Origin of the sequence: Cupriavidus sp. SK-3, from assembly GCF_000611145.1 — a bacterium.
Lineage (GTDB): Bacteria > Pseudomonadota > Gammaproteobacteria > Burkholderiales > Burkholderiaceae > Cupriavidus.
The window spans coordinates 1-11257 of record NZ_JFJV02000040.1; the positions used below are offsets into that span (position 1 = coordinate 1).

The following is an 11257-nucleotide window of genomic DNA, read 5'->3' on the forward strand; positions in this document are numbered from 1 at the left end:
GGTGCAATAACCAACACCGCCCAAACAAACAACGACAGCCCCAACAAAACCATCACAGCATGATATATCGCGATACTCCGTGCCAGTATCAGCAACTGGGCGAATTGCCAGCGCACCACTACCAGACGGCCTCGCTACGAAACCATTGACCTACGCACCCCCGACAAACCCACAACACAAAAAACGCCACACGAAAGAACGCCTAACTAAGCAACACAATCCCCCCAGGCAACGACCGCACCTCCAACCCCAACGACCGCTGCATCTGCGCAATAGCCTTATCAAGCGACCGGATCTGAAACCGCCCCGTCACATGCCTGGCCCCCACCTGCCTATCAAGCAACACCACCCTCCCCGGCCGATACCGATTAATCTCCTCAACCACCTCACGCAACGGCGCATCGGCAAACCGCAGGTAGCCATCCCGCCAAGCCGGCATCCACGTCGGATCGACACGCACAATCCGTCCGAGCGCAGCACCATCGTAGGTGAGTTGCTGCTTGCCGCTCAGCGTCGCGACACCCGCGGCATGCGCCACCTGCACCGTCCCCTCGACGCACGTCACGCACACACCGGCAGGCGTCACCCGCACTTCGAACCGGGCGCTCTGCGCAAACGCGCGCCCCGGCCCGGCGACGACCGCGAACGGCCGCGGCGCATTCAGGGTATCGACAGCGGCTTCGCCGGAGATCAGGTCGATGCCCTGCACGCGCCCCGCTCCGGAGCGCACGGCAATACTGGTGCGCGTATTCAGTTCGACGGTGACGTCCTCGGCCAGCGCCAGCCGGCGTTGCTCACCGGTCGCGGTGCGGTAGTCCGCCCGCATCTCCTCCACGGAAGGCCACAGGCCCAGCGGCGGCTGGATGACGGCCACCGTCGCCGCCGCTGCCGCCGCGCTCATGGCGCCGCCGAGGAATGCGCGCCGCTGCCAGTCCGGCGCGCGCCGCGTCCCGGCAATGCGCAGGCTGGCCGGGTTGCGCGCCACCACCAGCCGGCTGGCCTCGCCCAGTTGCTCCCATCGCTGCCGTGCCACGGCAAACGCAGCCCTGTGCGCGGGATCCGCCATGCACCAGCGCCTGAGCGCCGCGCCGTCGGCCGGCGTCATCTCGCCCGCCGCCGCGCGGCGCACCCAGGCCAGCGCCTGCCGCTCGACCGCATCCAGCGCCCTGTCCTGTTGTCCCGGAAGATTCATCGTTCGTATCATGGCATCAAGCGAGCCGCCACCGTGGTTTGCCTGCACACATAGACAAGACGGTTGGGAAGCAACAGATCGGCATGCTTTTTTTCATCCATGCTTGGGCAGGTGCGCCATGCAGTATTCATGCGCCCGTTTCAGCTCCAGCCCGATCAGGCGCGGCGACACGCCGAAGCGCACCGCGGCCTCCTGGTTCGACAGTTCATCGACGCGCACCGCGAGGAAGATGGCGCGCCGCCGCGGCGGCATGCTCTCGATGAGACGGGCCACCGCTTCCACCTCGTCGCGTGCGGCCACGGTCTGCGCCGGGCCCGGGGCCGGGTCGGCGATCTCGGCCATCAGCGTTTCCACTTCTTCCGCGCTCATGTAGCGGCGGTCACGCTGCAGCCGATCCAGCGCCAGGTTGGTGGCCATGCGCATCAGGTAGGCGGCGGGGCTCTTGACCGGCTCGCCCTGTTCATTGCGTTCTTCCAGGTGTACCCAGGTGTCGTGCAACGCGTCGCTGGCGAGTTCGGCCGAACCCAGCCGCCACGTCAGGCGGCGCTTGAGGTCCTCGTAGCGCTGGGCCAGAAGGTCGCGCAAGGTCGAACGGCTGGAGTCGCTCATCTATCGGCTCATCTATCGGCTCGCCTGCCGGCCGCAGGGGAGCCTGCACGGTCCGGACTGCGCCGCTGCCGTATCGCAGCGCACGGGCTTGACCAGCAGCACGAAGGCTTTTGCCGGGTCCGCCGGCGGCTGGCCCAGGTCGACGCGCTCAACGGTTTCGATAATGGCCGCATCGCGTGCCTTGTCTCCCGTGGTGTCCAGCAGACGCACGCGCTGCACATGGCCGGACGCGTTGATCTGCACATAGAGCGCCAGCCGGTAATCCCCGAGCGCAAGGGCGGTACGCGCGCACAGCGCCTGGTAGATCTGCGACTGCACCGTGCCCTCGTATTGCCGCTGGGCACTGGCCGGTGGCTGGGCCACGGCCATGTCCGGGTTGCGCGCGCCGGGCACCAGCACGAAGGCATCGGCCGCCGCTGCCTGCACGTTCAGTCCCGTGCCCTCCAGCAACTTGCGCAGCGCCGCCTCCGGGCTGTAGCTCCCGTGAACGGCATTCGAGGTTCGCCCGGCGGCAAGCTCGGAGGAGAAGAAAACGGATAGGCTGGTCTGCGCATCGTATTGCGCCAGCGCCTGCTTCAATGGCTGGGCCGGCAGGTCGAATGTCATCTCCGTGGCGGGCTGCCCGGCGTGGACCTGCTGGCCGGCGAGGCTCAGAGCCAGGACCACCATATAGCAGACCAGTGCGCGCGCACCGGGGGATGCGACCAAGCTTGCCATCACGATCCAATGCCCTGTCCGTTGAGGAATCCATGCGAGGCCGGACGCACCGCCCGACCGCATACCGGTCCGCATCGTAGGGATCCAATGTGACGCCGCCGTGACTCGATGGCAAGGATGGCCGTGACATGGCTCACTCCTCTTGCCCGGCGCCGGACGGCTGCTGCGTCTCGATGGCGATAAAGAGCCGCGCACTGCCACGCTGGACCAGCAGCGCCACTGCGCCATCCGCCGCGCTCACTTCTTCGGCCAACGCCTCCACGCTGTCGAGCGGCTGTCCGTTGAGCGCGAGGATCACGTCGCCGGTGTTCACGCCCGCGCGCAATGCTGCCGCGTTCACGCGCTGCACCAGCAGGCCGCCGTCGATGCGCAGCACCTGCCGCTCCTGCGGCCACAGCGGCCTGACCATCATGCCCAGCGGCGCATGGCCCGGCGCGGCAACCTGTGCGACCCTGGGCGCGTCGAAGCGATCGGGCGTCACGTGCAGCACCAGCGATGCACGTTCCCGCCAGATCCTGAACGGCGTTGCCGCGCCGGGCGGCAGGTCCGCGATAAAGATCAGCGCATCGGCGGACTGCACGACGTCGCGCGGGCCCACCTGCAGGATCACGTCGCCCGGTTTCACGCCGGCCCGGCTGGCGGCGCCACCCGGCTGCACATAGCTCACCAGCGCCCCCGCCGGGCGCGGCAGGCGGAACGAATCGGCCAGGGCCTGCGTGACCTCCTGCACCGCCACCCCAATGCGGCCCCGCGTGACCGCGCCCTTGCTCAGCAACTGGTCCTTGATGCGCATGGCCACATCGATCGGGATGGCGAACGACAAGCCCTGGTAGCCGCCGCTGCGGCTGTAGATGCGGGAGTTGATGCCGATCACTTCACCCTTCAGGTTGAACAGCGGCCCGCCGGAGTTGCCTGGATTGACCGGCACGTCGGTCTGCAGGAAGGGCATGTACTCGGCGCCCGGCAGCACCCTGCCCTTGGCGCTGACGATGCCGGCCGTGACCGAGTTGGAAAAGCCATAGGGCGAGCCGATGGCCAGCGCCCAGTTGCCGGCCTCGACACTGGCGGGATCGCCGATCTTCACCGCCGGCAGGCCGGTCGCGTCGATCTTGAGCAAGGCCACATCGGCCACGGTATCCAGCCCGACCAGCCGCGCCTTGAACTCGCGCCGGTCGGTCAGCTTCACGCTGACCTGCGTGCCGCGCGCGACCACGTGCGCGTTGGTGAGGATGTAGCCGTCGCCGCTGAGGATAAAGCCGGAGCCCAGGCTGGTCTCGTCGACGTTGTCCTGGCGCGGCGCGACGCCGGCGGAACGCCCGCGCGGCGGATCGGCGTAAAGACGCGCGGGCGACGCCTCGCGCGCGACGCCGATGTTGACCACGGCCGGGCCATTCTCCCGGACCAGCCGCGAGAAATCGGGTGCCGCCTGCAGCGGCGCGCATCCGGCGGTGCCGGTCGTCAGCACAAACAGGAGCGCCGCCGAGGCGGCCGCCAGCGCGCAACGCATGGCGCGGCTGCGGCCTGGTTGGAAAGCGTCCGCCACGTCAGCTGGCCGTTGGGAAATCCAGCGCAAGCTCCATCACCATCGGCTGGCGCATATCCGGCGGCGGCGGCTCGGACAAGGCTTGCGTCATCAGCACGGCGCGCAGGTCCGCATCGGCCTGCGCATTGCCCAGCGAGTCGAACTCCACGCGCTCGACCCGGCCGCTGGGCGCCAGCCATACGCGCATCACCAACGACGCGGCCGGGTGCGGTGCGGCCTGCCGCGGCAGCAAGCGATCCTGCATCCAGCCTTGCAAGCGCAGCGCCGCCGCGTCGGCATGGTCGTCCAGCCGCGCCTGGAACTGCGTGCTGGCCAGTTGCGCATAGCGCATCCAGTGCTGCGGAACCGGCTGCGCGGGCGCCTGCCCGGAGGCGGAGGACGCCGCGCCCAGGCCCACCAGCCCCAGGGTACGGAGCAGGCGCCGCCAGAACTGCCGCGGCGCGCCCCGCTTGCGGGCGACGGGGCTGGACTGCCGGCTTGGATCAATGGGGGAATACATCGGAGTTCCTGTCTGTCGTCATGGCATACGCGCGGCTGCGAGGGTCCGCACGCCGTCATACAGAGACGGAACTCACTGGCCGGAGATGTCGTTTGTCACAGAAACTTCATATGCCATGCGCATCAAGCCCGTACCCGTGCTTGCGCCAGCGCGCGGCGGGGCACGCCTGCGCCCGCCAGCACGAGTTGATCCGCCCCCCCGGCGCAGTGCTCCAGCGCCTGGCGCAGCATCGTGTCGACACGCCGCAATGAGAGCCCATGGCGGGTAGCCACCTCCTGCCGGGGCAATTCCTCCAGCCTGAGCGCCAGCAGGACTACGCGATGGCGATATGGCATGCGTTCGAAGGCGCGCTCCACGGCCTGCAGGGCGGAGCGCGCTTCGGCGATGAGGTCGGGGCCGGGGCCGAGGTCGGCGATATGGTCGAGTTCGGCATCGGCGTCGCCCGCGTAAAGCGAAGCGCGGTTGCTGCGCAGGCGATCCGTGGCGGCGTTGCAGGCCACGCGATACACGTAGGCGTCCGGGCTCTGCACATCCGCGCCGATCGCCATGTCGCCCAGCCGCAGCCAGGCGTCGTGCAGACACTCCGTGGCCAGGTCAGGGCAGCCGAGATGGCGCGCCAGCCGGCGCCGCAGGTGTTTGTAGTTCGCCACCAGGAACGCACGCAGCGCGAAGGTGCGCGGGTGTTCGCCGGGCATGCCACCGGGACGGTCCTCGATAGCGTCGGTTGCCTCGAAGGCAGGCGGGGCGCTCAAGTCCATGACGGATCTACCTCTGTGTTCATTGTGTTCATTTGCATGTGTGCCGCGTCAGCGGGAGATCCCCGCCCGCTTCCCGCCAATGCGGGAGGCGGGCGCATCGGCCGCCTTAGCGGTCTTGCAGCAGGCGGCGGCGCTCGTCGTCGGTCAGGCGCGCCAGGCGGCCGGGCTCGAAGTTCGCGCCCAGGCCGACGACCTGCACCAGCTTCGACTCGTCGTAGCGCGTGGCGCCGGCGCTGCGCCCGGCCGGGGTTGGCGGCGCATCCGTGCCGCCATCCTGCGGCCGCTCGTCGCCGAAGCCCAGCACGCGCACCGTGAAGATGGACGGCAGGTTCTGGCGCGCTTCCCCGCGCGCGCGCTGCACCGCCTCTTGCGCGGCGGTTGCCGCCGTGCTGGCAACCGCGCTGGCATTGCTGAGCGCGCCCACGTTCACCGCCGCGATGGTGGGCACGCCCGTCGCCTTGCCCTGGACCTGCACGTTGGCCGCGTTCACCACCTGCAGTGCCGCCAGGTTGACGTTGCCCGAGACGCGGATACCGGCCTCGCCCGCATCGATGGTGCCCAGCGGCGCGATCAGGTCGATATCGCCGGCCGGCACTTCCGGGATCGGCGCCAGCGTGGCGATGCCGGCGCCGGTGCCGGGCACATCCGAGGACAGCGTGACGTTGCCCCAGCGGTCATAGACGCGCTTGGGCGGCGTGTAGACCACGGTGGTCTTCGAGCCGCGGCCCGCGTTGATGTCGCCTTCGGCCGACCAGCCCATGATGTTGCCGCCAAAGGTGGTCATGATCCGGCTCTGCCCGAGCAGGATGCTGCCTTGCGAATAGAGCCCGACGTCGCCCGCGCCTTGCGTAATCACACCCGGAATCACGCCGCTCACGGCCTTGGGCGCTTCACCCTCGGTGCCGAACACCTGCCGCCCGCCGGGCGTCAGCATGGCGATGTCGCCGCCGAACAGGGTGTTGACGCCGGCCGCGCCGAACATCGTGATGTCGCCACCGTAGGCGGCGGCGTTCGCGGGGAACAGCGCGGCGATGGCGTTGCGTCCGCGCAGGTAGCTGCCGTAGCGCGCGCCGTTCGCATCGTTGTACTCGCGCCCGCCCGCCTTCAGCTCGGCAAAGTACACGCTGCGCAGATAGACGCGCTGCTGCTCCGGCGCCAGTCCGTTGAAGAACGCCAGCGCGTCGCCGGTGCCGTCGTAGCCGTGGTGCGCCTGCAGCCAGTTCACCAGGTGCAGCTCGCCCGCCCGCTGGAAGTCGCTGGCCAGCACGCGCCGGGGCTGGCTGGCGTCGGCATCGCGGGCGGCCTGGAGACGCGCCAGGTACGCCGGGGCCTGCGCATCGTCGCCGGTGTAGCCATACTCCTGGCGCAGCCAGTCGCGCAGCGTCAGCTTGCGGTTGTAGCCATAGGCCACCTTGCCGGCCTGCCCGGCCAGTGGCTGGCCGGCCACGGCCTGCCTGGCCCGGTCCAGGTAGCGGCTGGCAAAACCGGCATAGTCCGGCCCGCCCGCGCCCGTGCCGGCCAGCAGCGCGATGCTGGCGCCGGGGCGTTTGTCGCCCGGCGTCACCGCGCCGATGCTGGTGATGGCGGCCTTGTCTTCCATGCGGATATCGCGGCCGGCGGTCACTTCCAGCGTGCCGGGCCCGGCCACGTTGAAGCTGCCAAAGAGGATATCGCGGCCCGCCGAGACCACGGAGACGTCGTTCGCGTCGTTGTGCACGAACAGGTTGCCGGTACTGGTGAAATACGTGTTCACCTCACCGTCGACCTTCTCGAACTGCCCGAGCGGCAGGCCGCTGCCGACGATGTCGCGCCCGGCCATCATCCACACCGGCCGCGCGCCCTCGTACCAGGTCTGCCCGCCGCGCGTCTTGTCGCTGGCGTCGAAGCGAACGAGGCGCCCGCTGTCGACACCGACCAGGTCGCCGTGGACCGCGTAGAAGCGCACCGGCTCGCCAGCGCCGGACGACTCGCCCGACGCGCTGTTGGCGCCGAAGGCGAACAGCGGATAGTAGCCGGAGGCCGCGTTGTTGCCGCCGGCCACATTGGTCACCGCCCTGCCCGCATCCGTGGTGCCGGCAAACGCCGGCCGGAACGGTGTCGCCAGCGCGCCCCCGGACGCGCCGGAAGCGCTGACGGTGTAGCCGCCGGCATAGATCGAGTTGCCGGCCAGGAACTCCAGCTTGCCATTGGCAGACGGCGCCAGCAGCAAGGACTCCGTGCCGGTCATTCCGTTGAACGTTGCCGCAGTGCCGTAGTACAGGCTGCCGCTGGCAGCCACCACGCTGAGGATCGACGGATAGACGACGGCAGAATCCGTGCGCGTGCCGTTGCTGGTAACCGGCACCAGGTCGCCGCCGGCGGCGAACAGGTTGATGGCAGTGTGCGGCGTCCACAGCGAGAACCAGCTCTGGCCCTTGCCGGCCTCGCCGCCCGTGCCGAACGGCGTGGCGTTGGCCATGGTCAGCCGGGTCGCGTCATTGACCCCCTTGACCACCAGGTCGCCGCGCGTCATCAGCGTGTAGCTGGCGTCGCCCGGCGCCAGCACGATGCCACCCTGCGCCGCGGCGCGCGTGGCGGTGAACGGATCGAAGGCCCGGGTCTCGCGCGGGGACTGCGTGTTGGCATACACGCCGTAGCGCAGCGGCAGGCTGCCGATGCCGGCGGCCTGCAGTTGCACGTCGCCGCGCAGGTTGACGATGACGCCGTTGAGCGCGGCGTCCGTGTCGTCGCTGGCCAGATTGCTCGCGCCCGTGACGACAAACGGGTTCAGCGTGCCGCCGAGGTTAAGCATCAGGTCGCCGCCGCCGGTGAGGCTCAGGCTGCCATCGGCCAGCACGCGGCCGGTACTGCCGACCGCCAGCACCAGGGCCTGGCTGCGCTGGTTGCGGTCGAGGGGAGTGAGCAGCTCGCCGCGCCTGGCGAGGATGCCGGCGTCGCCACCCACGTCCACGCGCAGGTCGCCACCGCCCAGCGTGCCGTAGCCCGTGAAGCCGACCAGCTTGTCAGCGCCGGCGTTGATGTAGGTGCCGAAATTGATCCACCAGGCGCCAGGCTGGTCCTGCGCGCCGCCAAAGGTATTGCCGGTGCCCTGGCGCCACAGCCAGTTGCCGATGGCAGCACTATCGTAGCCGGTGTCGGCGAGGTTCGGCCGCGAAGGGCCTGCGTTAGTCACTCGCATCACATCGCCGCTCAGGGTGCCGCCCGCGCGGATGGTCAAGTTGCCGCCGGAGGCCGGGTACCAGGCGCGCGCCAGGCTGTCCGCGCCGCCGTTGACGAACTTCTCGTAGCCGCCATCGACATCGCCCAGTACCTTGCCGTTGGCGCCAACCACGCGCGGCAGGTTGTAGGGATCGCTGGCGCTGGCCGGGCGCGACGAGGCGCCCGCGGTATAGACGCCGAACATCGAGTCCATGCGCAGGTCGCCGGCGGCCAGCAGGTCGAGATCGGCGGCACCGGTGCGCACCACGCTGAAGCGGGTGCTACCCGGCTTGTAGTCATAGGTCGTGGAGGCGGATGCGCACCAGCCCGGGTTGTCCGTGCAGATCGAGGCCCAGCCAAGTGCAACGGGATCGAGCGGCGCGCCAACATAAACCTTCGCGTCGCTTGGGTCGCCCCACTCCTCCACGCCCTGCTTGGTCCAGATGTAGGCAGGTTTCGGCTTGCAGTAGTGCGGCGTCTCCGCACAGAGAGCTGCCGCGGTCAGGAGACCGCCGCTGGTGAGTGCCCGGACCAACTCGTCGGTGATCGTCGCCCCGACAACGATCTCGGGAATCCCGGTCTCATCGGACGCCGCCTGGCTCCAGACAAAGCCGGTGGGCCCCGGCACCCCGAACATCCCGTAGTGGCTGTCCGCCAGGCGCAGGCCGCCCTGGCGCGCGTGCGTCTGCAGGATGCGGTTGTCCGCCGCTTCGGTATCGGCGCCCGCCACCAGCCGCACCGACCACGACTGCGAGCCTTCCGGCAACATCGCAGCGGCAGCCCACAACCGGCCGCTGCCGGCGGGGCGCAGCTCCACCGAGGTCACGCCGTCGGGCAGCTTGATATCAGTCGCCGCCGGCAGGAAAGCGCCCATCGGCAAGGGCATGGCGCCGTTCAGCACGTAGCGCCCGGCCGCGCCGGGCAATGCAACACCCTTGGGCCAGGTCATGGCCGCCAGCATGGCGGTGGCCGGCAGGCGCATGCCCGCGCCCATGCGCGTGCCGGGGGTCAAGGTCACGCTGGTGCCGCCGACGATGCTGCCGGCGGCGAACAGCAGTGCGCCGGAGGCATCGCGCACATCGGCGCCGAGCACGGTGCCCGGCTGCAGCACCATCGCGTCGGCCAGCACGCTGGGCGCGGGGATCAGCGTGCCCGCCCCGAACATCCTGGCCTTGATCGGCAGGTCGTAGTTCAGCGTGGTGCCGCCCTCGAAGCTGGTGCCGTCGGCCAGCACCACGCCGGCGCGCGGCAGCACGGTGTCGCCACCGGTGAAGTTGATGCCGGGAAGCAGCAGCCAGCCCTTGTCGTCCTGCGTGACCGGCGGCGGCGCGAAGCCGTCGTTGATGCTGCCGAAGATATCCAGGTTGCCGCCGGCGCGGATGGCCAGCGTGCCCACCTCGCCCGAGCCGTAGACACCGGTCTTCTGCGTATGCGGGTTGACGCTGGCGTAGCGGTAGCCGGACAGGTCCAGGTCGCCCGCCACCACCATGTCGCCACCGGGGTTGGTGGTGGCGTTGCTGACGATCTCCACGCCCGGGCGCAGGTGGAAGGCATCGGCATACTTCGCGTTGTTCAGGCCGGCCAGCTTGCCGTTCATCAGGTTGCCGTTGGCCAGCGCGGCATCGATGAACTTCGTGCTGCGCAGGTGCTTGCCATCCAGGTAGACCTGGTCGATGACCTGGTAGGGCCGGCCGCTGGCTGCGGGGGTGGCGACGAAGGTTGCATCGTCGTAGCGCCACATGCCGTTGACGGCGATGGAGCGCGCGCCCTGGATCTCCAGGTTGCCGCTGGCGTCGATGCGGATGTCGCCGCTGGTTTCCCCGGTGCGGGCGGCATTGAGCTCCAGCGTGCCGCGCGCGCGGCCATCGTGCTCGCCCGGCAGGTTGCCGGCCTTGGCATCGGTACCGTGGCGCAGGTCGATGCGCGCGCCGGAGGCCAGCGTCAACTGGCCGTCCCCGGCGCTCAGGTCGATCATGGCGCGGTTGGGCGAATCGATGATCTTGCCGTAGCTGTCCACGCGCAGGGTCTTGCCGTGCGCGTCCAGCAAGGCGCTGCCGGCCAGCGTCAGGCTGTGCTTCGCCGCCAGGTGGATCTGGCCCACGCGTTCGCCGCTGGCATCGATGGTGCCCGTCACGGTGAGGCTGCCGTTGTCGAGCGAGACGTTCACCTCGCCGGCCTTCACACCGTTGCCGATGGTGAGATCGCCCTGCTTGAGCTGGAAGCTGCGCGCGCCGAACACGCCGCCGTCGTTCAGGCGCTGGTTCAGCGCGGCGAAGCTCGCGTCCTGCGAGCCGCCGTCGCCCAGGCGCTGCGCCCGGATTTCCACGCGGGCCGCCTTGTAGGGCAGCAGCGTGCCGCCGGCATCGTAGTAGCCGTTGGTGCCGCCGAGGACCTTGCCCTGCAGGTCCAGCACGCCCGCGCCGTCGCCGAGCGCCAGCGCCTTGAGCGTGCCGGCGCGGTTGTGCTGCGCGGATATGTCGATGACCGAGCCCGCCGCCTGGCGCAGATCGCCGCCGATGCTCTCCAGCACCACATCGCCGCCCCAGCCATATTTGCTGACGTCGTTGAAGGCGATCTTGCGCCCGGCCAGGTCCAGCACCGCGCGGTCGGTCAGCGTCAGATCGCGTTCGGCGCTGATGGCCAGCTTGCCACTGGGCAGCGCCAGCATGGTGTCCACGGTGATGTCGCGTCCGGCCAGGCTCAGCTCGGCACCCAGCGCGGCGCCGGCGGCGGTGGCCGGC

7 protein-coding genes are annotated in these 11257 nt (G+C 69.7%); all 7 read right to left on the bottom strand.

All coding sequences use genetic code 11. The features are described 5' to 3' along the window. Nucleotides 1-202: 202 nt before the first annotated feature. Nucleotides 203-1192, bottom strand: a complete 990-nt coding sequence (locus CF70_RS04450) for a FecR family protein (RefSeq protein ID WP_035860932.1) — start codon at nt 1190-1192, stop codon at nt 203-205. Nucleotides 1193-1285: 93 nt separating this feature from the next. Further along, nucleotides 1286-1801, bottom strand: a complete 516-nt coding sequence (locus CF70_RS04455; RefSeq protein ID WP_035860935.1) for an RNA polymerase sigma factor — start codon at nt 1799-1801, stop codon at nt 1286-1288. A 12-nt stretch (nt 1802-1813) separates the two neighbouring features. Next, the gene (locus CF70_RS04460) at nt 1814-2518 is read right to left on the bottom strand and encodes an STN domain-containing protein (protein ID WP_035860938.1); all 705 of its coding nucleotides are present in this window, start codon (nt 2516-2518) and stop codon (nt 1814-1816) included. A 133-nt stretch (nt 2519-2651) separates the two neighbouring features. Further along, on the bottom strand, nt 2652-4025 hold the full coding sequence (locus CF70_RS04465) for a trypsin-like peptidase domain-containing protein (RefSeq protein WP_081862015.1): 1374 nt from the start codon (nt 4023-4025) through the stop codon (nt 2652-2654). Nucleotides 4026-4062: 37 nt separating this feature from the next. Continuing rightward, entirely contained in the window at nt 4063-4560 is a 498-nt protein-coding gene (locus CF70_RS04470) for a hypothetical protein (protein ID WP_051648033.1), read from the bottom strand. A gap of 122 nt (nt 4561-4682) precedes the next feature. After that, nucleotides 4683-5318, bottom strand: a complete 636-nt coding sequence (locus CF70_RS04475) for an RNA polymerase sigma factor (RefSeq protein ID WP_051648034.1) — start codon at nt 5316-5318, stop codon at nt 4683-4685. A gap of 106 nt (nt 5319-5424) precedes the next feature. Further along, nucleotides 5425-11257, bottom strand: a 5833-nt coding sequence (locus tag CF70_RS37335) for a filamentous haemagglutinin family protein (protein ID WP_035860954.1), incomplete at its 5' end; no start/stop codon positions are given.

Excerpts from the sequence above, each read along its gene's own strand:
- CF70_RS04450 (WP_035860932.1), bottom strand. The coding sequence starts at position 1,192 with ATGAATCTTCCGGGACAACAGGACAGGGCGCTGGATGCGGTCGAGCGG.
- CF70_RS04455 (WP_035860935.1), bottom strand. The coding sequence starts at position 1,801 with ATGAGCGACTCCAGCCGTTCGACCTTGCGCGACCTTCTGGCCCAGCGC.
- CF70_RS04460 (WP_035860938.1), bottom strand. The coding sequence starts at position 2,518 with ATGGCAAGCTTGGTCGCATCCCCCGGTGCGCGCGCACTGGTCTGCTAT.
- CF70_RS04465 (WP_081862015.1), bottom strand. The coding sequence starts at position 4,025 with ATGCGTTGCGCGCTGGCGGCCGCCTCGGCGGCGCTCCTGTTTGTGCTG.
- CF70_RS04470 (WP_051648033.1), bottom strand. The coding sequence starts at position 4,560 with ATGTATTCCCCCATTGATCCAAGCCGGCAGTCCAGCCCCGTCGCCCGC.
- CF70_RS04475 (WP_051648034.1), bottom strand. The coding sequence starts at position 5,318 with ATGGACTTGAGCGCCCCGCCTGCCTTCGAGGCAACCGACGCTATCGAG.